Genomic DNA, 26,601 nt, shown 5'->3' with positions numbered 1-26,601 from the left:
AGCCTCCGCTAGCCCGGTACGCGGCGGATCTTGGCGCCGAGCAGCTGGAGTTTCTCTTCGATGCACTCGTAGCCACGGTCGATGTGGTAGATGCGGTCGATCAGGGTGTCGCCTTCGGCCACCAGGCCCGCGATCACCAGGCTCGCGGATGCGCGCAGGTCGGTCGCCATGACCGGAGCGCCCTTGAGCTTGGGTACGCCGGTGACGATGGCGGTGTTGCCTTCGACGAGGATTTGCGCGCCCATGCGGTTCATTTCGTAGACATGCATGAAGCGGTTCTCGAAGACCGTCTCGATGACCGCGCCGGTGCCTTCGGCAACCGCGTTCATGGAGATGAACTGGGCCTGCATGTCGGTGGGGAACGCCGGGTACGGCGCGGTGCGCACGTTGACCGCCTTCGGCCGGTTGCCCTTCATGTCCAGCTCGATCCAGTTGCTGCCGGTGCTGATGTGGGCACCGGCCTCTTCCAGCTTCTGCAGGACCGCCTCGAGGATGGTCGGGTCGGTATCCTTCAACTTCACCCGGCCGCCGGTCGCGGCCGCGGCCACCAGGTAGGTGCCGGTCTCGATACGGTCGGGCAGTACGTCGTAGCGAGCGCCGCCGAGGCGCTTCACGCCCTCGATGACGATGGTATCGGAGCCAGCGCCCTGGACGTTGGCGCCCATGGCGTTCAGGCAGTTGGCCAGGTCGACCACCTCCGGCTCGCGAGCGGCGTTCTGCAGCACGGTGCGGCCGTTGGCCAGCGCGGCGGCCATCATCAGGTTCTCGGTGCCGGTCACGCTGACGGTATCGAAGAAGAAGTGACCGCCACGCAGGCCGCCGGCCGGCGCCTTGGCCTTGATGTAGCCGCCTTCGACCTCGATCTGCGCGCCCATGGCCTCGAGACCGCGGATATGCAGGTCGACCGGACGCGAACCGATCGCGCAACCGCCCGGCAGGGCCACTTCGGCCTCGCCGAAGCGCGCCAGCATCGGGCCCAGCACCAGGATCGAGGCACGCATGGTCTTCACCAGTTCGTACGGCGCGACCAGGGTCTTGATGCTGCTGGCGTCGACTTCGACGTTGAGCTTCTCGTCGATGATCGGCTGCACGCCCATGCGGCCGAACAGTTCGATCATGGTGGTAATGTCGTGCAGGTGCGGCAGGTTGCAGACGGTGACCGGAGTATCGGCCAGCAGGGTCGCGGCCAGGATCGGCAGCGCCGAGTTCTTCGCGCCGGAAATGCGGATTTCGCCATCGAGGCGGTTACCGCCGGTAATAATCAGTTTATCCATTGCAATGATCCCCCGTGGGCTCAGGAACGCTCGGCCCAGGCGGCGCGGCTGAAGAATTTCATGGTGACGGCATGGATGCTGCCATCGGCGATCCAGGCGTTCAAATGGGCGTAGACCTGCTGCTGACGCTTGACCGGGCTCTGGCCGGCCAGTTCGTCGCTGATCAGATTCAGTTGGAAATTGCACCCTTCGCCCTCGACTTCCACCTGGGTGCCGGGGAGTTTCTCCTGGAGAAGGCTCTTAACGTCTTCGGCCTGCATGCTCAACCTCAATCGGGCGCCCTACGCGCACGGTCGGCCATCATACAAAAAAGCCCCCCGCCTGCGAACCCCAGGAAGGGACGCGCAGACGGAGGGCCGCTCGTTCCGCCGGCCGGTCATTCCTGCAACGGCAGGATCTCCAGAAGGCTGCTGACCTTGGCAATCTCCCGCATGTCGTCCGGCAACGCCCTGACGCTCAGGACCTTGCCGGCCTTGCGCGCGTCGCGCATGAAGGCCAGCAACAGGGAAATGCCCACGCTGCTGGAGCGCTCCACCGCCGAACAGTCGACAACCAGTTCCGCCGCCGGGCTGGTGCGGATCAGCCGACCGCCCTGCTCGCGCAACGCCGGCCCGCTGCTGTAGTCGAGCACGCCGGCGAGCTGCAGTTCGCCGGCCGCGCCTTCGCGCAGGCTGGCCTGGCTCATTTCGCCCCGGCCTCTTCCGCTTTCGCGGTTTCCTTGGCCTTGGCGACCACCTCGCCCCAGCCGGCGATGGTCTTCTCGAGGTCGTTGCGGTTCTTCTGCATGGTGTCGGCGAACTGGTCGCGGAACAGCTTGCCGATGTTGATGCCGTTGATGATCACGTTGCGGACCTTCCAGCCACCGGCCAGGTTGGTCATGGTGTAGGAGACGGGATAGACCGTGCCCTTGCTGTCACGGATCTCCATGTTGACGCTGGCACGATCGTCGCTCGGCTTGGCCGAGCTGGGCAGCACGCGGATGTCCTGGTTGTCGTATTCGAGCAGCGCGTTACCGTAGAACTGCATCAGGCTGTTCTTGAACACTTCCTCGAAGCGCTTGATCTGCTCGGGAGAGGCCTGGCGCGAGTACTTGACGGTCATCACGCTCTTGGCGATGCCCTCGGCATCGACCACCGGCCCGAGGATACGGTCGAGAGTGGCGTAGAGCTTTTGCGGATCGGCCTTGTAGGCGGCCTTGTTGGCCTTGATGTCGGAAAGCAGTTCGTCGACCGTGCCCTGCACCACCTGTTGCGGGGTCGGCGCCGCCATGGAAAGCAGCGGGAAAGCCGCCAGGAACACCAGCAGGCCGCGACGCAGAAGAGTCAGCATGGAAGAAAACCTCACTTTTTGGCTTCGTCTTTGTTAACCGAGTTCAGCAGGAACTTGCCGATCAGGTCTTCCAGCACCAGCGCCGACTGGGTGTCGTGGATGGTGCTGCCATCCTTCAGAACATCCTCGTCGCCACCGACGCTGATGCCGATGTATTTCTCGCCCAGCAGGCCGGCGGTCAGGATCGACGCCGTGGAATCGACCGGCAGGTTGTTCACGTTCTGGTTGATCTCCATGGTCACGCGACCAGTGTAGCTGTCGCGATCCAGGTCGACCGCCGTCACCTTGCCGATCGTCACGCCGGCCAGGGTGACCTTGCCGCGCACGGTAACACCGGCGATGTTGTCGAAGTAGGCGTAGACCTTGTAGGTGTCGCCGGCGTTGCCCACGCTCAGGCCGCTGACCCGCAGGGCCAGCAGCAACAGGGCCAGGAGGCCGGCCAGGAGGAACAGGCCGACACCGATTTCCAGGGTGCGGGTTTGCATTCAGAAATCTCCAAACATCAAAGCAGTCAGAATGAAGTCGAGCCCCAGCACCGCCAGGGAGGCATAGACCACGGTCCGAGTCGTCGCCCGGCTGATTCCTTCCGAGGTCGGCTCGCAGTCGTAGCCTTGGTAGACCGCGATCCAGGTCACCACGAAGGCGAATACGATACTTTTGATCACGCCGTTGAGCACATCCTCGGTGAACTGCACGCTGTTCTGCATGTTCGCCCAGAACGACCCCTCGTATACGCCCAGCCAGTCGACCGCGACCATCGCCCCGCCCCAGATGCCGACCACGCTGAAGATCGCGGCGAGCAACGGCATGGAGATGAAACCGGCCCACAGGCGCGGCGCGACGATGTACTTGAGCGGGTCGACACCGATCATTTCCAGGCTGGAAAGCTGTTCGGTGGCCTTCATGTTGCCGATTTCCGCGGTAAGCGCAGAGCCGGCGCGGCCGGCGAACAGCAGGCCGGTCACCACCGGCCCCAGTTCACGCAGCAGGGTCAGGGCCACCATCTGCCCGACCGCCTGCTCGGAACCATAGGAAATCAGGATGTTGTAGCCCTGCAGGGCCAGCACCATGCCAATGAACAGGCCCGAGACGACGATGATCGCCAGCGACAGCACGCCTACCGAATAGAGTTGCTTCACCAGCAGGTGCAAACCGGTGCCTGGAGTGCGCCGGCCGAGCAGGGCATGGCCGAGGAACAGGGTCGAGCGGCCGAGCGCGGCGACCACGTCCAGGCCGGCGCGGCCGAACAGGCGGATACGCTCGAGGGGAGAGACTCTACGCATCAGCGCTCTCCCAGCAGGTCGGCCCGGTAGTCGCGGGCCGGATAATGGAACGGAACGGGGCCATCCGGGATTCCCTTGACGAACTGGCGGATACGAGGATCGTCGGTTTCCTTGAGGACATCCGGCGTCCCATGGCCAAGTACCCGGCCGTCGCCGACGATATAGATGTAGTCGGCGATACTGGCGGTCTCGGCCAGGTCGTGGGAAACCACGATGCTGGTGATGCCGAGGGCATCGTTGAGCAGGCGGATCAGGCGCACCAGGACGCCCATGGCGATCGGGTCCTGCCCCACGAACGGCTCGTCGTAGAGCAGGATCTGCGGGTCCAGGGCGATCGCCCGGGCCAGGGCGACGCGGCGCTTCATGCCGCCGGAAAGCTCGTCCGGCATCAGTTCCACGGCGCCCCGCAGGCCGACGGCCTGAAGCTTCATCAGGACGATGTCGCGGATCATCTCTTCCGGCAGCTGGGTATGCACGCGCAGCGGAAACGCGACGTTTTCGAAGACGTCGAGATCGGTGAACAGCGCCCCGCTCTGGAACAGCACGCCGAACTGCTTGCGCATGTCGAACAGGTCGCCGCGCGAAAGCTGCGGCAGGTTCTGCCCGTTGACCCAGACCTCCCCCTTCGATGGACGCAACTGGGAGGCGATCAGCCGCAGCAGCGTGGTCTTGCCGCAACCGGACGGGCCCATGATGCCGGTCACCTTCCCGCGCGGGATACGCACATCGATGTTGTCGAAAATCGCCCGCGATCCGCGCTTGAAGGTCAGGCCCTTCAACTCGACCGCGTAGGCACTATCGGTGCTCATCAGGACTCCTTGCGATGCGGCCCGTCCATGCTGGACGCCTTGCCCCGTTGCCGAGGCACGCATCCCGGAGGGGCCGAATGGGCGCGGACTATAGCACTGCGGCGGGTTCTGGCCCAAGGCCTGGCACCGTGCCGTTCAGCTTGGATTCAGCTTGTTCGGAGCGTTCTCTCAGCCCTTTAGGACATATCGCACACTTCAGGTTCACCGCGGACAGAAAAAAATCGCGCCGATGTCGAATATATCGACATTTATGCAGTCATAGCGCGGAGTGCAGATAACGGCGGCGTAACAGAGCATTGCAGTCCATACAACATTGCGCCGCGGGGGATGCGGACCGACTTCACAGCATGGCTGGTGTAAGCGGGGCACGCTTTCCCGTTATAATCCCGCCTTTAATCCAGGCGCCACATTCGTTGAACATGAGCCAGAACCTCGATTTCATCCATTCCGCCCAGCGCACCATCGGCCTCGAGCGCGACGCGGTAGACAGCCTGTTGGCGCGGATTGGCGACGATTTCGTCAAGGCCTGCGAACTGCTGCTGGCCGGCAAGGGCCGGGTCGTCGTCGTCGGCATGGGCAAGTCCGGTCACATCGGCAAGAAGATCGCCGCTACCCTGGCCAGCACCGGCACCCCCTCCTTCTTCGTGCATCCGGCCGAGGCCAGCCACGGCGACATGGGCATGATCACCAAGGACGACGTGGTCCTCGCCCTGTCCAACTCCGGCTCGACTGCCGAAATCGTCACCCTGTTGCCTCTGATCAAGCGCCTGGGCATCACCCTGATCAGCATGACCGGCAACCCCGAGTCGCCCCTGGCCAAGGCTGCGGAAGTGAACCTGGACGCCAGTGTCGGCCAGGAAGCCTGTCCACTGAACCTGGCCCCGACCTCCTCCACCACCGTAACCCTGGTCCTCGGCGACGCCCTGGCGATCGCCCTGCTCGAAGCCCGTGGCTTTACCGCGGAAGACTTCGCCTTCTCGCACCCGGGCGGTGCGCTGGGCCGCCGACTGCTGCTGAAGGTGGAAGACGTCATGCACATCGGCGAAGGGCTGCCGCAGGTGCTGCTCGGCACCTCGCTGACCGGCGCGCTGATGGAGATGACCCGCAAGGGCCTGGGCATGACCGTAGTGCTCGACGAACACGGCAAGCTTGCCGGCATTTTCACCGATGGCGACCTGCGTCGCGCCCTGGATCGGGGCATCGACGTCCGCCAGGTCACCATCGACCAGGTGATGACCGTCCACGGCAAGACCGTCCGCGCCGAGATCCTCGCCGCGGAAGCCCTGAAGATCATGGAAGACAACAAGATCGGCGCACTGGTGGTGGTCGACGCGGACGATCGTCCGGTCGGCGCCCTGAACATGCACGACCTGTTGCGCGCAGGAGTGATGTAATGAGCGATACCCATTCGGCCGCGGAACTCCCGGTCCGGGCCCGCCGGATACGCCTGGCGATCTTCGACGTCGACGGCGTGCTGACCGACGGCAAGCTGTATTTCCTCGTCGACGGCAGCGAGTTCAAGACCTTCAACACCCTGGACGGACATGGCATCAAGATGCTCATCGCCTCCGGCGTGCGCACCGCCATCATCACCGGCCGCGACACTCCGGTGGTCGAACGACGCGCGCGCAACCTGGGCATCCAGCATCTCTATCAGGGCCGGGAAGACAAGCTCGCCGTCCTCGACGAACTTCTCGGCGAACTCGGACTAGGCTATGAGCAAGTCGCCTACCTTGGCGACGACCTGCCCGATCTGCCGGTGATCCGCCGCGTCGGCCTGGGCATGGCGGTAGCCAGTGCCGACCCGTTCGTGCGCCAGCATGCCCATGGCGTCACCGCGGCCCGCGGCGGCGAAGGCGCCGCCCGCGAGTTCTGCGAACTGATCATGCGCGCCCAGGGTACGCTCGAAGCCGCCCAGGGCGCCTATCTGTAGAGCCGACCATGCCGAAGACACTACGCCAGAAACTGCTGCTCGCCCTGATCGCCCTGTTGCTGATCGTCGCGGGCTACTACTGGAACGTCGGGCTCGAGCTGTTCAACGAACAGCCGACCCGCCCCGGCCAGGACAATACCATCGACTACTATGCCGAGAATGCCCATAGCCTCCAGTACCAGGAGGACGGCAGCCTCGACTACGAGATGACCGCGGTGAAGCTGGAGCACCAGAAAGCCACGGACATCACTTTCGTCACCACCCCCGACCTGCTGCTCTTCCGTGGCAACGTGCAACCCTGGCACATCCAGAGCGCCCGCGCCGAAGTCGGACCGAAAGGCAAGGAGGTCGAACTCATCGACGACGTGCGCGTCGCACGTACCGATGCCAAGGGCCAACCAAGCATCCTGACCACCACTCGGCTGACCGTATTCCCCGACAAGAATTATGCACAGACCGAGCAAGCCGTTAAAATCGACGCGGCCAATGGAGTGACGACGGCTGTTGGAATGAAAGCGTATCTGAAAGACAGCCGGATGCACCTGCTGTCCAACGTAAGAGGTCAGCATGAGGTTCGTTAATACCCTCCCCCTTATTTTCGGTCTGACTGCCGCCCTTGGCAGCTCCATGGCCTTGGCCCTGCCTTCGGACCGCGAACAACCGATCCGCGTCCAGGCCGATAGCGCCGAACTGGACGACAAGCAGGGCGTCGCGGTCTACCGCGGCGACGTCGTGGTGACCCAGGGCAGCACCAAGCTGACCGGCAACACCGTGACCCTGAAGCAGGACAAGAACGGCGACATCGAGGTCGTGACCTCGGTCGGCAAGCCTGCCTACTACGAGCAGAAACCCGCTCCGGACAAGGACGTGACCAAGGCCTATGGCCTGACCATCCAGTACTTCGTCACGCAGAACCGGGTCGTGCTGATCGACCAGGCCAAGGTGATCCAGGAAGGCAACACCTTCGAAGGCGAGAAGATCGTCTACGACACCCAGCGCCAGATCGTCAACGCGGGTCGTGCCACCGGCTCCCAGGTGACCAGCCCGCGCCCGCGCATCGACATGGTCATCCAGCCGAAGAAAAAGGCCCAGTAATGGCAACGCTCAAAGCCCAGCACCTGGCCAAAAGCTATAAAGGCCGGCAAGTCGTCCGCGACGTCAGCATGTCCATCGATAGCGGGCAGATCGTCGGCCTGCTCGGTCCGAACGGTGCCGGCAAGACCACCTGCTTCTACATGATCGTCGGCCTGGTCCAGGCCGACCAGGGCGTGGTCCGCATCGACGAGCAGAACGTCACCCACCTGCCGATGCACGGGCGCGCCCGGGCCGGCATCGGCTACCTGCCGCAGGAAGCCTCGATCTTCCGCAAGTTGTCGGTATCCGACAACATCATGGCGATCCTCGAGACCCGCAGCGACCTCGATCGCAACGGCCGCAAGGAAGCCCTGGAAGGCCTGCTGCAGGAGTTCCACATCCACCACATCCGCGACAACCTCGGCATGAGCCTGTCCGGCGGCGAACGACGCCGGGTGGAAATCGCCCGCGCCCTGGCCAGCGCGCCGAAATTCATCCTCCTCGACGAGCCCTTCGCCGGCGTGGACCCGATCTCGGTCGGCGACATCAAGCAGATCATCCATCACCTCAAGGCGAAGGGTATCGGCATCCTCATCACCGACCACAACGTCCGCGAGACCCTGGACATCTGTGAAACGGCGTATATCGTCAATGATGGGCAGTTGATCGCGGAGGGGGATGCCGAGAGCATCCTCGCCAACGACCTGGTCAAGGAAGTCTACCTGGGGCACGAGTTCCGCCTCTGAAGAAATCTCCTAGCGCGCCCTCCGGCCCCGCCGGAGCGGTTCCGCTCGCCCGCGGTTTCGCAACCGCGAGTGCCGCCTGGAGCGGATGATTTATTCAGAGCAACCCTAGGCAAAGTACGAAAATTCAGGCATATAATTTGCTTCCTGGCGGTGCCGCCACCTCGGCACCCGTAGTAGTGGATGGTGCCATCCGGTACCAGCGAATAAGGTACTAAGCCCTCAGCCATGAAACCATCGCTAGTCCTCAAGATGGGCCAGCAGCTGACGATGACGCCGCAGCTGCAACAGGCCATACGCCTCCTCCAGCTATCCACCCTGGACCTCCAGCAGGAAATCCAGGAAGCGCTGGAATCCAACCCCATGCTCGAACGCCAGGAAGACGGCGACGACTTCGATAATAGCGACCCCCTCGCCGATGGCGCCGAACAGGCGGCCAGCGCGCCCCAGGAGAGCCCCCTCCAGGAAAGCGCCACGCCCAGCGTCGAAAGCCTCGACGACGACCAGTGGAGCGAACGCATTCCCAGCGAGTTGCCGGTGGATACCGCCTGGGAAGACATCTACCAGACCAGCGCCAGCAGCCTGCCCAGCAACGACGATGACGAATGGGACTTCACCGCGCGCACCAGCAGCGGCGAGAGCCTGCACAGCCACCTGCTCTGGCAGGTCAACCTGGCACCGATGTCGGACACCGACCGGATGATCGCGGTGACCATCATCGATAGCATCAACAACGATGGCTATCTCGAAGAGTCCCTCGAAGAAATCCTCGCCGCCATCGATCCGGAACTGGACGTCGAGCTCGACGAAGTGGAAGTCGTGCTGCGCCGCATCCAGCAACTGGAACCCGCCGGCATCGGCGCTCGCAACCTGCGCGAGTGCCTGCTGCTGCAACTGCGCCAGTTGCCGTCCACCACGCCCTGGCTGAACGAAGCGCTGCGCCTGGTATCCGACTACCTCGACCTGCTCGGCGGCCGCGACTACAGCCAATTGATGCGGCGCATGAAGCTCAAGGAAGAGGAACTGCGCCAGGTCATCGAGCTGATCCAGTGCCTGCATCCCCGGCCCGGTTCGCAGATCGAATCGAGCGAAGCCGAATACATCGTCCCCGACGTCATCGTGCGCAAGGACAACGAGCGCTGGCTGGTCGAGCTGAACCAGGAGGCGATGCCGCGCCTGCGCGTCAACGCCACCTACGCCGGCATGGTCCGCCGCGCCGACAGCAGCGCCGACAATACCTTCATGCGCAACCAGTTGCAGGAAGCCCGCTGGTTCATCAAGAGCCTGCAGAGCCGCAACGAAACGCTGATGAAGGTCGCCACCCAGATCGTCGAGCACCAGCGCGGTTTCCTCGACTACGGCGAAGAAGCCATGAAGCCGCTGGTCCTGCACGACATCGCCGAAGCGGTGGGCATGCACGAATCGACCATTTCGCGGGTCACCACGCAGAAATACATGCATACGCCGCGCGGCATTTTCGAGCTGAAATATTTCTTTTCAAGTCACGTCAGCACCGCCGAAGGCGGGGAATGCTCGTCCACCGCAATCCGCGCGATCATCAAGAAACTGGTGGCCGCGGAAAATGCGAAAAAGCCATTGAGCGACAGCAAGATCGCTGGTTTACTGGAGGCACAGGGCATTCAAGTGGCTCGCCGCACCGTCGCCAAATACCGCGAATCCCTGGGCATAGCCCCTTCGAGCGAGCGCAAGCGACTGGTGTGACGTTGATCCACGCCAAGGTGTTCCGGAGGCAGGTTGCTAACCTGCCACTTACACACGGGCAACAAGGAGAACGCGGTATGCAAGTCAACATCAGTGGCCATCAACTGGATGTGACCGACGCCCTGCGCGACTATGTCGGCGAAAAACTGAGCCGTCTGGAGCGCCATTTCGACAAGATCACCAATGTTCAGGTGATCATGGAGGTCGAGAAACTGAAGCAGAAGATCGAAGCCACCCTGCGCATCGCCGGTGGCGAGATCGTAGCCAATGCGGAACATGAGGACATGTACGCGGCCATCGACCTGCTGATCGACAAACTCGACCGTCAACTGATCAAACACAAAGAGAAGTATCTCGAACGGCAGCAAGGCGTAGGCGCCCGCTGATCTCCCCTCCCCTATGATCCGACTTGAGCAAATCCTGACCCCCGGCCGTTCCCTCGTGAACGTGCCGGGCGGCAGCAAGAAACGCGTACTCGAACAAATCGCCAACCTGGTAGCCAGGGAGCTGCCGGAGTTCGACGCCCAGACCATCTTCGAAAACCTGGTGGCCCGGGAAAAACTCGGTTCCACCGGCTTCGGCAATGGCATCGCCATTCCGCATTGCCGCCTGTCTGGCTGCCAGAGCCCCATCAGCGCCGTGCTGCACCTGGATGCCCCCGTGGACTTCGACGCGCTGGACGGCGCGCCGGTCGACCTGCTCTTCGTCCTGCTGGTACCGGAGGCCGCTACCGAAGAACATCTCGAACTGCTCCGGCAGATCGCCGCCATGCTCGACCGTGCCGACGTACGCGACCGCCTGCGCAGCGCTCCCACTGCCGAAGCGCTTTATCAGATCGTGGTAGACGTACAGAACGGGCAATGACATGCGCCTGATCATCGTCAGTGGCCGCTCGGGCTCGGGCAAGAGCACCGCCCTGAACGTCCTCGAAGACAACGGCTTCTATTGCATCGACAACCTTCCCGCCAGCCTGCTTCCCGACCTGGCGCAGCGCGCCCTGTTGCACACGGAGCTACTGCAGCCACAGGTGGCGGTGTCGATCGACGCCCGCAACCTGCCCAGCCAGTTGCAGCGCTTCCCCGAACTGTTGCAGGAAGTGCGGGACAACCACATCAACTGCGATGTGCTGTATCTCGACGCCGACGACGAGACGCTGCTCAAACGGTTCTCGGAAACCCGCCGGCGCCACCCGCTGACCACCGACACCCGTTCGCTGGCGGAGGCGATTGGCGACGAGAGCCAATTGCTCGGACCGATCGCCGACCTCGCCGACCTGAAGCTGGACACCACCAGCCTCAACCTCTATCAACTGCGCGACACCATCAAACTGCGCCTGTTGAACAAGCCGGAACCGGGCACCGCGTTCCTCGTCGAATCCTTTGGTTTCAAGCGCGGTATGCCAGTCGACGCCGACCTGGTGTTCGATGTGCGCTGCCTGCCGAACCCCTACTGGAAGCCCGAGTTGCGCGATCATTCGGGGCTGGAGCCGGAAGTCCGCGAGTATCTGGCCGCCCAGCCGGACGTCGAGGAAATGTACCAGGACATCGTCGGCTACCTGAACAAATGGCTGCCGCGCTTCGCCGCCAGTAACCGCTCATATGTAACAGTTGCGATAGGCTGTACCGGCGGGCACCATCGTTCGGTCTACCTCGCCGAGCGGATTGGCGCTGCACTCAGGGATTCCCTGAAGAACGTGCAGATTCGCCACCGCGATCTCAGCAGCTAGCCCATAACAAGAAGGACAGACTCCCCAAGATGCCCGCCCTCGAGATCACCATCATCAACAAGCTCGGTCTGCACGCCCGCGCGGCGGCCAAGTTCGTCGGCGTCGCGGGGCGCTACCCCTGCCAGGTCCGGGTCGGCCGCAATCCTGAAAGCTGCGTCGACGGCAAGAGCATCATGGCCGTGATGATGCTGGCTGCCGGCAAGGGCACCAACCTGCACCTGCATACCGAAGGCGAACAGGAAGACGAGGCGTTGAACGCGCTGGTCGAACTGATCAACAACAGGTTCGACGAGGGCGAGTAGGCTCTTCCCAGCGACAACGAAAAAGCCGCCAACTGGCGGCTTTTCTTTTCCGGCGATTGCGGCCGGCGTCAATTCAGCGCGGTTCGGATGAGTTCCCTAGCCCAGCGCGGTATCCAGCACCATCATCAGGCAGAAGCCGAACACCAGGCCCAGCGTAGCCTCGGCGGCATGTCCCTGGCGGTGGGACTCGGGAATGATCTCGTGGGTGACCACGAAGAGCATCGCTCCCGCCGCGGCGGCCAGCCCCCAGGGCAGGAGCAGCGCGGAGAGGCCGACCAGCCAGGCGCAGAGCACCGCGAACAGCGGCTCGACCAGGCCCGACGCGGCACCGACCAGCATCGCCTTGAAACGCGACATACCGACTCCGGCCAGCACCAGCGCCACCACCAGCCCTTCCGGCACATCCTGCAGAGCGATGCCCAGGGCGAGGCCGTTGGCCTCGTCCAGGCCGGCACCGGCCGATACGCCAACCGCCATGCCTTCGGGGATGTTGTGCAGGACGATGGCCGTGACGAACAACAGGATGCGCGGGGGAATGCCACCGGACAGTGGCGCGCCCTCGCAACCGGGATGGACGTCCGGCATCAGCCGGCCGAGGATGAACAGCCCCATCACGCCGACCGCCAGGCCGAAGCTGACCAGGAACCCCGCGCCGAACTTCGAGTAGCCGAGGTCGCCGGCCGCGGATAGCGCCGGCATGATCAACGAGAAGGCCGTCGCCGAAAGCATCACGCCGGCACCGAAGCCTAGCAGCGCATCCGACAGGCGCGCCGGCATGGTCTTCACCACCAGCACCGGCATCGCCCCGAGAGCGGTACCGAAGGCGCAGAGCAGGCCGCCTTTCAACGCCAGCACGATGGGCGCCGGCAGGTTGAGCTCGGCCAGCAACAGCGCGTGGCGGCCGAGCAGGTAGCCGCCGCCGATGAAGATCAGCAGGCCCAGCAGGTTGCGCAGCGTCCGCCCGTTACCTTCGGCGATGCCATGGAGCAACGCCTTCATCGCTGCACCGCCAGGCTGCCGGCCAGCCATCTCGCATCGCGGGTAACATCAGGCCAGGGCTTGCGCATAGCGACGCGCGACCTCCCGCCAGTCGATCACGTTGTAGAAAGCGCCGATGTATTCCGGGCGGCGGTTCTGGTACTTCAGGTAATAGGCGTGCTCCCATACGTCCAGGCCGAGGATCGGCGTATTGCCGTTCATCAGCGGGCTGTCCTGGTTGCCGCTGCTCTCCACCAGCAAGCTGCCCCGGGGAGTCACGCTGAGCCAGGCCCAGCCGCTGCCGAAGCGGGTCAGCGCAGCCTTGGTGAACGCATCCTTGAACGCCTCGAAGCCCCCGAGCTGCTCATCGATGGCCCGCCCCAGGTCGCCATCGGGACGGCCACCGCCCTGGGGCGACATCACGGTCCAGAACAGCGAGTGGTTGGCATGCCCACCGCCATTGTTGACAACCGGGGTGCGCAGCTTCTCCGGCAGACCAGCCAGTTGCCGCAACAGGCTTTCCACCGGCTGCTCGGCATAGGGCGTGCCTTCCAGCGCGGCGTTCAGGTTGTTCACGTAGGTCTGGTGGTGCTTGCTGTGGTGGATCTCCATGGTCAGCGCATCGATGTGCGGTTCCAGGGCATCGTAGGCGTAGGGCAAGGGCGGCAAGGCGTGGGGCATGGAAACTCTCCGTCAGTGATAGCGAAGTGAGGGGGGCGGAGCAAGGAACTCGGGTCGGACCTCCGCGTTCGGCGGTCCCTTGAGCAGGCGCTCGGTACGCGGATAGGCACCGTGTTCGCCGATGAACGACAGCAATTCGACATAGGTGCGCCGGCTGTGATGCTGGGCCGCCTGGCGCAGGGCCAACGGCAGCTTCTGATCGGCGCTGACCCGCAACAGGCGCTCGTGGCAGGCGCAGAGGTATTCGGCGGTCTCCTCCGGTTGCTCCAGTTGCAGGTGCAAGTCGGCCAGGTTGTGATGGGAAATGACGAACGCCATCACCGCCTCGTCGGCGTCGCCCCAGCGTTCCAGCAGCACCTGGGCCAGGGCCAGGGCATGGAGGTAGTGCTCACGCGCATCGATCAATGCGCCGGTGACGAAACAGCGGTTGCCCTGTTCGATCGTTCGTTGCCAATGACGCATGGCCGTACCTCCAGTGGTGGGGCAGCCTCAGAGGCCACCAGCCGTGAGTTTTTCCGGATCCAGCAACACCTCCAGGCGCGCACGGTCCAGATCGGTGTTTTCCAGCGCCACATCGATGATCGGCCGTCCCTCGCGATAGGCCTGCTTGGCGATTTCCGCAGCCTTCTGGTAGCCGATGATCGGGTTCAGCGCAGTGACCAGGATCGGGTTGCGCGCCAACGCCTCGCTGAGCTTGCCCTGGTTGACCTTGAAGCTGGCGATGGCCTTGTCCGCCAGCAGCCGGCTGACGTTGGCCAGCAACTGGATACTGTGCAACAGGTTGTCCGCCACCAGCGGCAGCATCACGTTCAGTTCGAAGTTGCCCGATTGGCCGGCGACGGCAATGGCGGCGTCATTGCCGATCACCTGGGCGGCGACCATCGCGGTGGCCTCCGGGATCACCGGGTTGACCTTGCCGGGCATGATCGAGGAGCCTGGTTGCAGCGCTTCCAGCTCGATCTCGCCGAGCCCGGCAAGCGGCCCGGAGTTCATCCAGCGCAGGTCGTTGGCCAGCTTCATCAGGGTCACGGCCAGGGTTTTCAACTGGCCGGACGCAGCGACCGCGGTGTCCTGCGAACCGATCAGGGCGAAGAAGTCGTCGCCGGGGCGGAACGCCAACCCGGTCAGGTCGTTCAGCTCCTGGCTGAAACGCTCGGCGAACCGCGGATGGGCGTTGACCCCGGTGCCCACCGCGGTGCCGCCCTGTGCCAATTGCTGCAAGGCAGGAAGTACGCTCTCGATGTGCGCGCCGGCCTGTCGCACCTGCTGCGCCCAGCCACCGAGCACCTGGCTCATGCGTACCGGCATCGCATCCATCAGGTGGGTGCGGCCGGTCTTCACATAGGCATGCACTTCGCCGGCCTTGCGCTGGATGGTCTGCTCCAGGTGGCGCAGCGCCGGCAGAAGGCGTTCGCTGATCTCGAGGGCGGCACTGATGTGGATGGTCGAGGGAATGATGTCGTTGCTGCTCTGCCCGCAGTTCACATGGTCGTTCGGATTGACCTTGCCGCCCAGGCGACGACTGGCCAGGGTCGCCACCACTTCGTTGGCGTTCATGTTGGAACTGGTGCCGGAGCCGGTCTGGAACACATCCACCGGGAAATGCTGCATGAAATCCTCCTGCAGCAGTTGCAGGCAGGTCTCGGCGATCGCCTCGCCCATCGGTGCATCCAGTTGCTGCAGGGAGACGTTCGCCCGCGCCGCCGCGGCCTTGGCCAGCAGCAGGGCGCGGACGAAGGCCTGGGGCATGCGCTGGCCGCTGACCGGGAAGTTGTTCACCGCGCGCTGGGTCTGGGCGCCGTAGAGGGCGGTCGCCGGGACCGCCAGTTCGCCCATGCTGTCGCGTTCGATGCGGGTGTCAGTCATCTTGGTTTCCTTGTTGCGGGTGATCGAAGCTCATCGACGGCGCCAGGTCCTGCCTGGCCATTCGTACGGAGAGCTGGCGCAGCCGGCGCCGCTGGCTGCCGTTGGTGGTCAATCGCTGAAGTTCGCAGAGGGGCCGGTAGGCGTAGTCGAGGCAGAGGCTGCGCCAGTGCCAGGGCAATATCGGATCGCGACCGGTATCGAGCAGGAGGTTGTAGGCTTTCTCGAACAGCGGCCAGGCGGCCACACCTTCCCAACCGGCGAGATAGCGCGCCTCGCCGAGGTACTGGTCGAGCAGGCGCGGTTCGTCGGGATCGAGCGCGCAGCGGATCTGCGTGCCCAGCCAGTACCAGTGATCCAATGCTTGCGGGTCGTGCGCCTCGAAGGACATGGCAACCTCACCAGACGATAATGAGATTGATTATTGTTTTCTTCTTGGCAAAAGACAAGCATGGTCCCCATAGAGGCGGACAATCGAACAGGCGGAAACGAAAACGCCAGCGACGAGCGCTGGCGTTCTACAGTGGGAAACCCGGCCTCAGCGCCCGGCTACCATCATCGACTCGACCAGTACAGAACCGGTATGCAGGTTGCCGCGCCGTTCGATGTCCTTGCCGACCGCGACGATACGGCGGAACAGGTCGCGCAGGTTGGCGGCGATGGTGACTTCCTGGACCGGGAACTGGATCTCGCCGTTCTCGACCCAGTAGCCGGCGGCGCCGCGGGAATAATCGCCGGTCACCAGGTTGACGCCCTGCCCCATCAACTCGGTGACCAGCAGGCCACGCCCCATCCGGCGTATGAGAGCGGCCTGGTCCTCGTCGCCATGGCTGACGAACAGGTTATGCACGCCGCCGGCGTTGGCCGTGCTCGGCAGGCCGAGCTTGCGCCCGGAATAGGTGCCCAGGACATAGGACACCAGTTCGCCGTTCTCGACGAATGGCTTGGCGTAGGTCGCCAGGCCGTCGCTATCGAAGCTGGCGCTGCCGAGCGCGCCGACCAGGTGCGGCCGCTCGTCGATGCTCAGCCACTCGGGAAACAGGCGCTGGCCCAGCGCGCCTTCGAGGAAGGATGACTTGCGATACAGGCTGCCGCCTGAGATCGCCCCGAGGAAATGGCCGAACAGGCCAACAGCGATTTCCGGAGCGAACAGCACCGGCACTTCGGCGGTCTGCACCGGCCGCGCGCCCAGTCGGCTGGCGGCGCGCTCGGCGGCGCGCCGGCCGATCGACTCGGCGCTGGCCAAGGCCTCGCCACGGCGGTTGACGTCATACCAATAGTCACGCTGCATCTGTCCTTCGCCCTCGGCGATCATCACGCAGCTGAGGCTGTGCCGGGTGCTGGCGTAGCCACCGATGAAACCGTGGCTGTTACCGTATACCCGGCAGCCTTGGTGGGTATTCAGGGTGGTGCCGTCGGCCTTGGTCACCCGCTTGTCGGCGGCGAACGCCGCTGCCTCGCAAGCCAGGGCACGTTCCACGGCCTGCTCGGGACTCAGGCTCCATGGATGATAGAGGTCCAGCTCGGGCAACTCGCGGGCCATCAACGCGGCATCGGCGAGCCCGGCGCAGTCGTCCTCGGAGGTATGGCGGGCGATCGCCAATGCCGCCGCCACCGTCTCGCGGATGGCCGCCTCGCCGGTCGCCGAGGTGCTCGCCGAGCCCTTGCGCTGGCCTGCGTAGAGGGTGATGCCGAAACCTTGGTCACGGTTGAACTCGACGGTTTCCACCTCGCCCTGGCGCACGCTGGTGGACAGGCCCTGCTCCAGCGACACCGCCACTTCGCAGGCACTGGCGCCCTGGCGGCGGGCCTCGGCGATGATCTGCTCGACCTGCTCGCGAAGGTCCGGAAGCACGGAGGGACCGACTGCCGCGGCATGTAGACTCATCTGTTGACTCTCCTGTTGACGTGGCCGCCCACGCGGCCGGGCCGGACAAGCGGCCCCTGACTCGTTATCATGGCGGCGTTTTCCACTGGACCACCACCATGGCTGAATTTCACGACGACGACTCGCAATTCGAAGAGAAGAGCAAGTCGCAGATCAAACGCGAGCTGCATGCCCTGCAGGACCTCGGCGAGCGCCTGACCACCCTGCAACCGCAGTTGCTGGAGCGCCTGCCGCTCACCGACCCGCTGCGCAAGGCGCTGCTCGAGGCGCCCAAGCACAAGGCGCACATTGCCCGCAAACGGCATATCCAGTACATCGGCAAACTGATGCGCGACCAGGACGTAGACGCCATCGTCGCCCTCATCGACCAGGTGGACTCCTCCACCCGCCAGTACAACGAACGTTTCCATGCCCTCGAACGCTGGCGCGACCAGTTGATCGCCGGCGGCGACGCAGCGCTCGACACCTTCGTCGGAGAGTTCCCCGAGTGCGACCGCCAGCACCTGCGCGGCCTGGTCCGCCACGCCCAGCACGAGGCCGCGCACAACAAACCGCCGGCCGCCGCACGCAAAGTGTTCAAGTACATCCGCGAACTGGACGAAACCAGGCGCGGCCTGCGCTAGGTTTCGCCGCGCCGGCGCCCGGGCCATGCCTCAGGCGCCGGTGCCGCCGACGGTGATCGCATCGATCTTCAGGGTCGGCTGGCCGACGCCGACCGGCACCGACTGACCGTCCTTCCCGCAGGTTCCCACGCCACTGTCCAGGGCCAGGTCGTTACCGACCATGGACACCCGGCTCATCGCTTCCGGACCGTTGCCGATCAGGGTGGCGCCTTTCACCGGGGTGGTGATCCTGCCGTTCTCGATCAGGTAGGCCTCGCTGGTGGAGAACACGAACTTGCCGCTGGTGATATCGACCTGGCCACCGCCGAGGTTGGCGCAGTAGATACCCTTCTCCACCGAGGCGATGATTTCCTGCGGATCGCTCTCGCCGGCCAGCATGTAGGTGTTGGTCATGCGTGGCATCGGCAGGTGCGCGTAGGACTCGCGGCGGCCGTTACCGGTGCGCGCCACGCCCATCAGGCGGGCGTTGAGCTTGTCCTGCATGTAGCCCTTGAGCACGCCGTTCTCGATCAGCACGTTGCAGTTGCTCGGCGTGCCTTCGTCATCCACGCTCAGCGAGCCGCGACGCCCGGCCAGGGTGCCGTCGTCGACGATGGTGCACAGGCTCGAGGCGACCTTTTCGCCAACCCGGCCGCTGTAGGCGGAGCTGCCCTTGCGGTTGAAGTCGCCCTCCAGGCCGTGGCCGACCGCTTCGTGGAGCAGGACCCCGGACCAACCCGCACCCATCACCACCGGCAGGGTGCCGGCCGGCGCGGGAATCGCCTCGAGGTTGACCAGCGCCTGGCGCAGGGCCTCGCGGGCGTAGCCCATGGCGCGATCCTCCTGGAGGAAATAGCGATAGTCGGTGCGACCGCCGCCGCCGTGGCCGCCGCGTTCGCGTCGGCCGTTCTGTTCGACGATCACGCTGACGTTGAAACGCACCAGCGGACGAATGTCGGCGGCCAGCGAACCGTCGCTGGCCGCTACCAGGATCTGCTCCCAGACGCCGGCCATGCTCACCGTGACCTGCTGAATGCGGGGATCGAGCGCGCGGGTAGCGGCATCGATCTGCTTCAGCAACTCGACCTTCTCGGCGCGGCTGAGCACGTCCAGCGGGTTCTCGCCGGCGTACAGGCGAGCCGGCACCACGGCCTTGAACGCCTGCACGCTGCCGTTCTGTCCCGCACGGGAAATCGAACGGGCCGCCACCGCGGCCTGTTTCAACGCCTCGGCGGTGATCGCATTGCTATAGGCGAAGCCGGTCTTCTCGCCCGACTGTGCACGTACCCCGACACCCTGGTCGAGATTGAAGCTGCCTTCCTTGACGATGCCGTCCTCGAGCATCCACGACTCGGAGACCTGGCTCTGGAAATACAGGTCGGCGGCATCGATACCCGGGCCGTTCAGTTCATGAAGAATGCCGGGCAGGCTGTCCAACTCCAGACCACCGGGGGCCAGCAATTGCTGGCTGACGGATGACAACAACTCGCTCATATTCACTCCGTACGCGCCGGCCGCGGTTCGGCCGGCGGGAAAAATCGTCTGTGCGCCACCACCGGCATGCGCCGGCGGATATCCGCCTGTTCTGCGGCGTCGCGCGCCGCCAGCAGCACCGCTTCGCCCTGCGGCCGCTCGGCCAGGATCCGGCCCCAGGGATCGACGATGGCCGAATGGCCGAACGTCTCCCGGCCCCGTGGGTGAACGCCACCCTGTCCGGCCGCCAGCAGGTAGCACTGGGTCTCGATGGCGCGGGCGCGGACCAGCACCTGCCAGTGCGCCGCGCCGGTCACCGCGGTGAACGCCGACGGCGCCGTGATCAGCTCTGCGCCGGCCTCGCGCAGCGCGGTATAGAGTTCCGGAAAACGCAGGTCGTAGCAGACCGTCAGGCCGAGGCGACCGACCGGCGTATCCGCCACCACGATCTTCTGACCGAAAGCATAGTCGTCGGATTCACGATAGCGGCCCCGCGCATCGGCTACGTCCACATCGAACAGGTGCAGCTTGTCGTAACGGGCAACCCGTTCTCCATGCTCGTCGATCAGCAGCGAACAGGCATTCGCCTTCGCCTCGGGTTGCCCCTCCGGCGGCAGCGGCAGCGTTCCGGCGACTATCCACAACCTGAGGTCGCAAGCGGCGGAATTCAACCACGGCAGGATAGGCCCGTTCCCCCGCGCCTCGGCGCGCCCCAGCTCGGCCAGGTCGCGCCGGCCCATGGCGGCGAAGTTTTCCGGCAGCACGGCGAGCCGCGCCCCGCCCTCGGCGGCCTGTTCCAGCAGGCGACGGGCGGCGGCCAGGTTGGCCGTCACGTCGTCCTGGCTGACCATCTGGATCACGGCGATGGACATGGTTTCCTCCTCGCGGACGAAAGCGCCGCGTCGCGGCACCGGGCGCCGCTCAGCGGGGCTTCTCGAATGGCTTGTCGAAGCTGATCTTCGGATCCTGCCAGGGGCCCTTGACGCTGTATTGCACGCTGGCGAAGCGCGAGACCCGGTCGCCGAGCAGCTTGTCGACGACGAAGACCGCGCCGCCGACCGCCGGACCGCCGACTATCAGTGCCGCCAGGGTCAGGTTGTTGGTCAATGGCAAGGTCACCAGCAGCTTGGCGTCGATCCGATCGTGAGCCAGGTCCAGGGTACCGTTCAACTCCAGGTTGCTCGACGGCCCTTCCAGCTTCAGCGGCTCGCGGGTGACGTAGACGCCGTCGGTGGCGGAGAGAACCCCCTTCACCCGGTCATAGCTCAGTCCCTTGCCGAGGATGTCCGAGAAATCCAGGCGCAGCCGGCGGTTGATCGCATTGAAATTGAGCAGGCCAAACACTCGCAGCGCCTGGGCGCTGCCTTCGACCTCGACGAACTGCCCCTTGCGCAGCGATGCATCCATGCTGCCGCTGAAGCGCTTCAGGGCCATGTAGGCCGGCGATCCCGGCCACTGGCCGTTGATATCCATGCGGAAACGTTCGCTGGTGGCGCTCGGCGCAAAATTCCAGGCCTTGAGCACATCCGCCAGGTTCTTGCCCTCGATCCGGCCCTGATAGGTGCTGCGGGTATTGCCCGGACTGCCGTCCCAGCGCAGGCTGCCGTTGACGTGCAGGCCACGCAGGTCGAGGTCCAGGTCGTTGAACGCCACGCCGTTGCTGCCCGGCCGTACCTTCAGGCTCCAGGCGCCCAGCGGCTGGCCGCCGAGGGCGACCTGGCCGATCTTCACGTCTACCGCCGGCAGGCTGCGCGGATCGACGGCGGCCAGCGGGTCCGAATCCTCCACCTTGTTCTCGTCGGGAAGGGTCGACTTCGGCAGGTTCAGGCGGTCCAGATCGACCACGATCGGCGCGCCCCTGGCATCCGGCAGGACCAGGCGCCCCGATGCGAGGTCGCTGACCAGCACCAGTTGCCAGGCCCGCTCCTGGCGGGCCAGGTCGACGGTCAGGTTCTTCAGCTCCTGGCCGAAGCCCTTGAAGCTGTCGATCCGCAGGTCGGCGCCGCGCAGCAGACCCGCAGCGCTATTGGCGGCCTGGTCGCCGTTGCCGTAGCGCTTCAGGGTGGCCTGCCAGGCGTCCCAGTCCAGTTCCGCCAGACGCCCGCGCACCCGCAGCCCCTGTGCCGAGGGCAGCAACGCCGGGTCACCGCCCAGGCGCAGGGCGCCGCGTCCGTTCAGCGGCTTGTCCGCCGGGGCCGCATAGGCCAGGCTGGCGAGACCGTCGTAACGCGCCCAGTAACGCCGTTCGGCGCCATCCAGGGTCATCCGCCATTGGGTCGGCCGCGCCTGGGCGGCCGTCTTGCCGAACGGCGCCGGCAGGTCGACGACGGCGCCCTTGAGATCCGAATCGATCTGCAACTGGCTGTCCTTGCCATCCAGCAGCAGGTTGAGCTGGAACGGCAGGCGTCCCGAGACCGGCAACGGACGCTGGCCAGCGCCGAGCCAGTCGCTCAGCGACTTGACCGCCACCTGGCCGTTGAGCAGCAAGCGCGTGCGCGCATCGCCGCGCCCCTCGGCGACGATCCGCCCGCGTACCTCGCTGCCCAGCACCCGGGCCTGCACCGCCGGGGCGCTCAGGCCCTTGGCCAGGTCGAAACGGAAGTCGCCCTTCACTTCGCTCATATCCAGCTTCGGACTGGGCATCTTCAGGGTCGCGCCCACGGTGGAGAAATCCACGACCACCCCGGTCTTGCCGGCCTCGTCGTGGTCCAGCGGAATATCCAGCTTCAGGTGGCCCTGCAAGGGCCCATCGCCCTCCCAGCCGGCGAAGATCTTGCGGGTCGGGATCGGCGCTTCCTGGAGCAGCTTGATGCCGTCCTTCAGGTTACTGTCGACGGCCCCATCCACATACAGGTGCGGCGTCTGTCCCGGACGGCCGAGGGGAATGTCGACCTTGACGTCGCTGACCCGGGAATTCAGCAGATTCCCGCTGGAGGCCAGCACGCGGACTCCGGAATCCTCGACGAACACCTCGCCGACCGTTTTGCTCAAGGCGGGCCAGCCGGGCTGGTAGGCCAGCTCGCCGTCGCGGACCTTGAAGTAGAGGTTCATCACATGGGCTTCGGCCGCCGCGCCTCGGTTCAGCGAGCCCTGCCACTGGAAATAGCCCTGCTCGACATGGCCACCGCGGATCGCCGTCTTCAGCCAGTTCGCCAGGCTTTTGTTCATTCCCGGCAACTGGGTCGGCAGGTACTTGGCGGTGAAGCGAGCGTCGCCGTCGCTGAGGCCGACCTGGAGGTCCATGTAGTCTTCAGCGCCGGGATCGCGCATCAGGCGGATCAGCATGTCGCCGGCCAGGCTGCCCTCTTCGCCCTCGACCCGCATCAGGTGGCTGCCGAGGGTGAAGGCGCGGTCGTCCAGGCTCCAGAACATCCGCGTGCGGGCCTCGCGGTAGCGCCACGGCTCGGGAAACACCTTGGCCAGGTGCAGCATGAAATCCTGCGCCGACGCGTCGAGCTGGCCTCCGGCCAGGGTGCCGGTCAAGGTGCCGCTGACATTTTCCACTGCCGGGACCTCATGGAACGCCGAGATACCGACCTTTTCCAGGTTGGTCGCGTAGTTGACCCGCTCGGGCACCTCCCGCTGCGGCCAGAAATCGGCGTTCAGGTTGTGCAGGATGCCCTTCGGCTTCAGGCCCGCCACCCACTCCGCCGCCACGTCCGGCAGCGGCGCCAGCGCTTCTATCGCCGGCACCAGGGGCGTCAGGTCGACGCGGTCGGCCTGCAGCTTCCAGTGTGGCTCGTTGTTCTGCTGGTCGCGACGCAACAGCAACTCCACCTCGCCCCAGCGCTGCTCGCCGAAATTCGCCGCCAGGTCGCCGACCCGAACCTTCCAGCCCTGCGCTTCGCGATCGAAGAACAGGTTCATGCCCAGGTCGTTGATTTCCACCGGCTTGCGCGCGGCATACGACGCCTTCAACTGCGGCGCCAGCAGCCGTGCCACCAGCCGTTGCGCCTTGCCGTCGCGCCAGTCGAACCAGAAGTCGCCGCCGGCCTTGGCCCGGACGATCTTCCATTCCCGGGTCAGACCGGCCGGCAACCATTGCGCCCAGTCGCTCTGCGGCAGGCTGAGATAGAACCTGGCGCTGCTGCGCAGCCAGTCCCCGCTGTCGATCCGCCCTTCGGCGTGCAGCGCCAGGGGTTGGCCATCCGGCAGTTGCAGGCGGGCATCGAGACTCTGCCCACCGACCGATGAACTGCGCAGGGTCGCGCCGACCGCCCTGAGCGACAGCGCTGCGCTTCCCCGCGGCGCCACCTCCAGTTGGCTGTCCAGCAGCGAGATGCGTTGGGTCTGCAGCAGGAATTGCAGGAGTTTCCGGGGATCGCTGGGCTTGTCGCTGTGCGGCAGGCCATCCAGGCTCCACTGGCCATCCTCGCCTTCGCGCAGGGTCAGCCTGAGGCCCTCCAGCTCCAGGCTGCCGATCCGCACCTGGCGCGCCAGCAGGCTGCCGAGCAGGTCCGGCGCCAGCCGCACCCGCGCCAGGCGCAGACTCTGTTCGCCGTCGCCGACCTGGATGTCGCGCGCCACCACCAGAGGCTCGAAGCCGCGCCAGGAGCCCGTCAGCTCGGCAATCCGCACCGGTATGCCGAGCTGCTTGCCAGCTTCGTCCTCCAGCTGCTGGCGGTATTCGGCCACCAGCGGCACCAGTTGCCGGCCAAGGCTGACGTAAAGCGCCAGCAGCACCAGTACCAGGGCGCACAGACCCAGGACGATCCGTAGCAGTCGCGTTCCGAGGCTTCCCACATCCGCCATTTCAGCCATACGCCTCAGAGCAGGACCACGTCATATTGCTCCTGCGAGTACATCGCCTCGACCTGGAACTTGATGGTGCGGCCGATGAACGCCTCGAGATCGGCGACGTTACCCGACTCCTCGTCGAGCAGCCGGTCCACCACCTTCTGGTTGGCCAGCACCAGGTAGGAGTCGGCCTGGTAGGCACGCGCCTCGCGGAGGATCTCGCGGAAAATCTCGTAGCAGGTGGTTTCGGCGGTCTTCAGCATGCCGCGCCCCTGGCAGCAGGGGCACGGCTCGCAGAGGATCTGCACCAGGCTTTCGCGGGTGCGCTTGCGGGTCATCTGCACCAGGCCCAACTCGGTGATGCCGATGATGTTGGTCTTCGCGTGGTCGCGCTCCAGTTGCTTTTCCAGGGTGCGCAGGACCTGCCGGCGATGCTCCTCGTCCTCCATGTCGATGAAGTCGATGATGATGATCCCGCCCAGGTTGCGCAGGCGCAGCTGGCGGGCGATCGCGGTGGCCGCCTCGAGGTTGGTCTTGAAGATGGTTTCCTCGAGGTTGCGATGGCCGACGAAGGCGCCGGTGTTCACGTCGATGGTGGTCATCGCCTCGGTCGGATCTACGATCAGGTAGCCGCCGGACTTCAGCAGCACCTTGCGCTCCAGGGCTTTCTGGATTTCGTCCTCGACGCCGTAGAGATCGAAGATCGGTCGCTCGCCCGGGTAATGTTCGAGGCGGTCGGAAATCTCCGGCATCAATTCTTCGACGAAGGAAGTGATCTTCTGGAAGTTCTCTCGCGAGTCGATGCGGATCTTCTCGATCCGCGGGTTCACCAGGTCGCGCAGGGTGCGGATCGCCAGGGACAGGTCTTCGTAGATCACCGAAGGCGCGCCGACGGTCTGGATCTGCGCGGCGATCTGGTCCCATAGCCGGCGAAGGTAGCGGATGTCGGCGAGAATCTCGTCCTCGCCCGCACCTTCCGCGGCGGTGCGCAGGATGAAGCCGCCCTGCCCCTCGATGCCTTCCGCCGCCACGCAGTCGGCCACCACCTTCTTCAGGCGCTCGCGCTCGACTTCGTCCTCGATCCGCAGGGATATCCCGACATGACTGGTGCGCGGCATGTACACCAGATAGCGCGAAGGAATCGACAGGTGGGTGGTCAGCCGTGCGCCCTTGGTGCCGATCGGATCCTTGGTCACCTGCACCACCAGCGCCTGCCCCTCATGGACCAGGGCACTGATGCTTTCCACGGCACTGCCTTCGCGATTGGATATCTCGGCGGCATGGATGAACGCGGCACGTTCCAGGCCGATGTCGACGAACGCCGCCTGCATTCCCGGCAGTACCCGTACCACCCGCCCCTTGTAGATATTGCCGACGATGCCGCGCCGCTGGGTGCGTTCGACATGCACTTCCTGCAGGACGCCGTTTTCCACCACCGCCACGCGCGACTCCATCGGCGTGATATTGATCAGGATCTCTTCGCTCATGCGTCCACTGTCCTTATTTCGGCGCGTTAGGCGTTACGGCGGGTTGCCACCCACGGGCTGCCAGCAAGGGATGCCGAATTCCCTCAACAGTTCCGCAGTTTCACACAAAGGCAGCCCGACCACCGCACTGTAACTGCCTTCGATGCGGCTGACGAATATCGCCCCGAGGCCCTGGATCGCATATCCGCCCGCCTTGTCCGCCGGCTCGCCGCTCTGCCAGTAGCGCAGCGCTTCTTCCGGGGCGACCTGGCGGAAGCGCACCCGGCACTCCACCACCCGCGCCTCGACGCCGCCAGCGGCGGCCAGGGCCACGGCGGTGAGAACCTGGTGTTCGCGCCCGGACAGTGCAGCCAGCATGGCCAGCCCATCGGCCTGGTCCACGGGCTTGCCGAGAATTCGCCCGTCGATCACCACCGAGGTATCCGCGCCCAGGACACAACCGTCCTCGCCGCGCCCTTCCAGCATAGCCAGCCCGGCGGCCGCCTTGCCGCGCGCCAGGCGCTCGACGTAGGCGGCGGGCGCTTCGTTCGGCAAGGGGGACTCGTCGATAGCGGTGGCGAGCACGGACAGCGGAACGCCGATCTGGGTCAGCAGTTCACGGCGACGGGGCGAGGCGGAGGCGAGATACAGCGACGGCATGGAGGCTCCCGGGAAACGCGTCGGGCGATGCGCCGATCACCCGTTTCGAAGAATGACG

Annotated in this window: 29 protein-coding genes; 11 read left to right on the top strand and 18 right to left on the bottom strand. The window is 65.1% G+C overall.

Annotated elements, in window-relative coordinates; all coding sequences use genetic code 11:
- Positions 1–8 precede the first annotated feature (8 nt).
- The 7 genes from murA to HMPREF2886_RS06160 all read right to left on the bottom strand — a co-directional run bounded on the left by murA (position 9) and on the right by HMPREF2886_RS06160 (position 4,695).
- The gene (gene murA, locus HMPREF2886_RS06190; RefSeq protein WP_003094332.1) at positions 9–1,274 is read right to left on the bottom strand and encodes a UDP-N-acetylglucosamine 1-carboxyvinyltransferase; all 1,266 of its coding nucleotides are present in this window, start codon (positions 1,272–1,274) and stop codon (positions 9–11) included.
- A 20-nt stretch (positions 1,275–1,294) separates the two neighbouring features.
- Entirely contained in the window at positions 1,295–1,534 is a 240-nt protein-coding gene (locus HMPREF2886_RS06185) for a BolA family protein (RefSeq protein ID WP_003094334.1), read from the bottom strand.
- Positions 1,535–1,650: 116 nt separating this feature from the next.
- Positions 1,651–1,959: an STAS domain-containing protein gene (locus HMPREF2886_RS06180; RefSeq protein ID WP_033970530.1), complete on the bottom strand. Its 309-nt coding sequence runs from the start codon at positions 1,957–1,959 to the stop codon at positions 1,651–1,653.
- Positions 1,956–2,603: an MlaC/ttg2D family ABC transporter substrate-binding protein gene (locus tag HMPREF2886_RS06175; protein ID WP_003094337.1), complete on the bottom strand. Its 648-nt coding sequence runs from the start codon at positions 2,601–2,603 to the stop codon at positions 1,956–1,958. The genes HMPREF2886_RS06180 and HMPREF2886_RS06175 overlap by 4 nt, the downstream gene beginning before the upstream one ends.
- Before the next feature lie 11 nt (positions 2,604–2,614).
- The gene (gene mlaD / locus HMPREF2886_RS06170) at positions 2,615–3,088 is read right to left on the bottom strand and encodes an outer membrane lipid asymmetry maintenance protein MlaD (RefSeq protein ID WP_003094339.1); all 474 of its coding nucleotides are present in this window, start codon (positions 3,086–3,088) and stop codon (positions 2,615–2,617) included.
- Positions 3,089–3,886 carry a lipid asymmetry maintenance ABC transporter permease subunit MlaE gene (gene mlaE, locus HMPREF2886_RS06165; RefSeq protein ID WP_003094341.1) on the bottom strand — a complete coding sequence of 266 codons (798 nt, stop codon included), beginning with the start codon at positions 3,884–3,886 and terminating at the stop codon, positions 3,089–3,091.
- Complete coding sequence (locus HMPREF2886_RS06160; RefSeq protein ID WP_003094343.1) at positions 3,886–4,695, bottom strand: ATP-binding cassette domain-containing protein; 810 nt, start codon at positions 4,693–4,695, stop codon at positions 3,886–3,888. Before HMPREF2886_RS06160 ends, mlaE begins: the two co-directional genes overlap by 1 nt.
- Positions 4,696–5,108: 413 nt before the next feature.
- Between HMPREF2886_RS06160 and kdsD the strand changes: the two genes are divergently transcribed.
- The 10 genes from kdsD (at position 5,109) to HMPREF2886_RS06110 (ending at position 12,195) form a co-directional block, all read left to right on the top strand.
- Positions 5,109–6,089 carry an arabinose-5-phosphate isomerase KdsD gene (gene kdsD / locus HMPREF2886_RS06155; RefSeq protein ID WP_170868904.1) on the top strand — a complete coding sequence of 327 codons (981 nt, stop codon included), beginning with the start codon at positions 5,109–5,111 and terminating at the stop codon, positions 6,087–6,089.
- Positions 6,089–6,628: a KdsC family phosphatase gene (locus HMPREF2886_RS06150; RefSeq protein ID WP_003094350.1), complete on the top strand. Its 540-nt coding sequence runs from the start codon at positions 6,089–6,091 to the stop codon at positions 6,626–6,628. The genes kdsD and HMPREF2886_RS06150 overlap by 1 nt, the downstream gene beginning before the upstream one ends.
- Before the next feature lie 8 nt (positions 6,629–6,636).
- Positions 6,637–7,209: an LPS export ABC transporter periplasmic protein LptC gene (gene lptC, locus HMPREF2886_RS06145; RefSeq protein ID WP_003094353.1), complete on the top strand. Its 573-nt coding sequence runs from the start codon at positions 6,637–6,639 to the stop codon at positions 7,207–7,209.
- Complete coding sequence (gene lptA, locus HMPREF2886_RS06140) at positions 7,196–7,723, top strand: lipopolysaccharide transport periplasmic protein LptA (protein ID WP_003120916.1); 528 nt, start codon at positions 7,196–7,198, stop codon at positions 7,721–7,723. The genes lptC and lptA overlap by 14 nt, the downstream gene beginning before the upstream one ends.
- Complete coding sequence (gene lptB, locus HMPREF2886_RS06135; protein WP_003094355.1) at positions 7,723–8,448, top strand: LPS export ABC transporter ATP-binding protein; 726 nt, start codon at positions 7,723–7,725, stop codon at positions 8,446–8,448. Before lptA ends, lptB begins: the two co-directional genes overlap by 1 nt.
- A gap of 225 nt (positions 8,449–8,673) precedes the next feature.
- Entirely contained in the window at positions 8,674–10,167 is a 1,494-nt protein-coding gene (locus HMPREF2886_RS06130) for an RNA polymerase factor sigma-54 (protein WP_033970527.1), read from the top strand.
- A 77-nt stretch (positions 10,168–10,244) separates the two neighbouring features.
- Positions 10,245–10,553, top strand: a complete 309-nt coding sequence (gene hpf, locus HMPREF2886_RS06125; RefSeq protein ID WP_003094359.1) for a ribosome hibernation-promoting factor, HPF/YfiA family — start codon at positions 10,245–10,247, stop codon at positions 10,551–10,553.
- A 13-nt stretch (positions 10,554–10,566) separates the two neighbouring features.
- On the top strand, positions 10,567–11,031 hold the full coding sequence (ptsN, locus tag HMPREF2886_RS06120) for a PTS IIA-like nitrogen regulatory protein PtsN (protein ID WP_003098853.1): 465 nt from the start codon (positions 10,567–10,569) through the stop codon (positions 11,029–11,031).
- A 1-nt stretch (position 11,032) separates the two neighbouring features.
- A complete protein-coding gene (gene rapZ, locus HMPREF2886_RS06115) occupies positions 11,033–11,893 on the top strand; it encodes an RNase adapter RapZ (RefSeq protein WP_003094361.1) in 861 nt (286 codons plus the stop codon).
- Positions 11,894–11,922: 29 nt separating this feature from the next.
- Positions 11,923–12,195 (top strand): HPr family phosphocarrier protein, encoded by a 273-nt coding sequence (locus HMPREF2886_RS06110; protein ID WP_003094362.1) that lies wholly within the window; start codon positions 11,923–11,925, stop codon positions 12,193–12,195.
- Between the two features lie 96 nt (positions 12,196–12,291).
- Here the strand turns inward: HMPREF2886_RS06110 and HMPREF2886_RS06105 are convergent, their stop codons facing one another.
- From HMPREF2886_RS06105 to pmbA, 6 genes are all read right to left on the bottom strand, one after another.
- Positions 12,292–13,224 carry a ZIP family metal transporter gene (locus HMPREF2886_RS06105; RefSeq protein ID WP_003120918.1) on the bottom strand — a complete coding sequence of 311 codons (933 nt, stop codon included), beginning with the start codon at positions 13,222–13,224 and terminating at the stop codon, positions 12,292–12,294.
- Positions 13,225–13,242: 18 nt separating this feature from the next.
- Entirely contained in the window at positions 13,243–13,854 is a 612-nt protein-coding gene (locus tag HMPREF2886_RS06100) for a superoxide dismutase (protein ID WP_033970525.1), read from the bottom strand.
- Between the two features lie 12 nt (positions 13,855–13,866).
- On the bottom strand, positions 13,867–14,316 hold the full coding sequence (locus HMPREF2886_RS06095; RefSeq protein ID WP_003094369.1) for a hypothetical protein: 450 nt from the start codon (positions 14,314–14,316) through the stop codon (positions 13,867–13,869).
- A gap of 27 nt (positions 14,317–14,343) precedes the next feature.
- Positions 14,344–15,720 carry a class II fumarate hydratase FumC gene (fumC, locus tag HMPREF2886_RS06090; protein WP_033970524.1) on the bottom strand — a complete coding sequence of 459 codons (1,377 nt, stop codon included), beginning with the start codon at positions 15,718–15,720 and terminating at the stop codon, positions 14,344–14,346.
- The gene (locus HMPREF2886_RS06085) at positions 15,713–16,108 is read right to left on the bottom strand and encodes a hypothetical protein (protein WP_003094374.1); all 396 of its coding nucleotides are present in this window, start codon (positions 16,106–16,108) and stop codon (positions 15,713–15,715) included. The genes fumC and HMPREF2886_RS06085 overlap by 8 nt, the downstream gene beginning before the upstream one ends.
- Positions 16,109–16,255: 147 nt before the next feature.
- Positions 16,256–17,605, bottom strand: coding sequence for a metalloprotease PmbA (gene pmbA, locus HMPREF2886_RS06080; RefSeq protein ID WP_033970523.1), 1,350 nt, complete (start codon positions 17,603–17,605; stop codon positions 16,256–16,258).
- Between the two features lie 98 nt (positions 17,606–17,703).
- Between pmbA and yjgA the strand changes: the two genes are divergently transcribed.
- Entirely contained in the window at positions 17,704–18,228 is a 525-nt protein-coding gene (yjgA, locus tag HMPREF2886_RS06075) for a ribosome biogenesis factor YjgA (RefSeq protein ID WP_033976414.1), read from the top strand.
- 30 nt (positions 18,229–18,258) lie between these two features.
- Here yjgA and tldD read toward each other — a convergent pair whose 3' ends face one another.
- From tldD to HMPREF2886_RS06050, 5 genes are read right to left on the bottom strand one after another with little or no spacing between them, the layout of a single operon-like run.
- On the bottom strand, positions 18,259–19,701 hold the full coding sequence (gene tldD, locus HMPREF2886_RS06070; RefSeq protein WP_003098866.1) for a metalloprotease TldD: 1,443 nt from the start codon (positions 19,699–19,701) through the stop codon (positions 18,259–18,261).
- Between the two features lie 2 nt (positions 19,702–19,703).
- On the bottom strand, positions 19,704–20,552 hold the full coding sequence (locus HMPREF2886_RS06065) for a carbon-nitrogen hydrolase family protein (protein ID WP_070746974.1): 849 nt from the start codon (positions 20,550–20,552) through the stop codon (positions 19,704–19,706).
- Positions 20,553–20,601: 49 nt separating this feature from the next.
- Entirely contained in the window at positions 20,602–24,432 is a 3,831-nt protein-coding gene (locus tag HMPREF2886_RS06060; protein ID WP_070746994.1) for a YhdP family protein, read from the bottom strand.
- A gap of 14 nt (positions 24,433–24,446) precedes the next feature.
- Positions 24,447–25,904: a ribonuclease G gene (rng, locus tag HMPREF2886_RS06055; protein WP_003094386.1), complete on the bottom strand. Its 1,458-nt coding sequence runs from the start codon at positions 25,902–25,904 to the stop codon at positions 24,447–24,449.
- A gap of 33 nt (positions 25,905–25,937) precedes the next feature.
- On the bottom strand, positions 25,938–26,543 hold the full coding sequence (locus HMPREF2886_RS06050) for a Maf family protein (protein ID WP_003145924.1): 606 nt from the start codon (positions 26,541–26,543) through the stop codon (positions 25,938–25,940).
- Between the last annotated feature and the right edge of the window lie 58 nt (positions 26,544–26,601).

The organism is Pseudomonas sp. HMSC066A08, assembly GCF_001813025.1.
Classification (GTDB): Bacteria; Pseudomonadota; Gammaproteobacteria; order Pseudomonadales; family Pseudomonadaceae; genus Pseudomonas; species Pseudomonas aeruginosa.
Note: the sequence above shows the minus strand (reverse complement) of the source record. Positions and strands in the feature narration are given on the sequence as shown.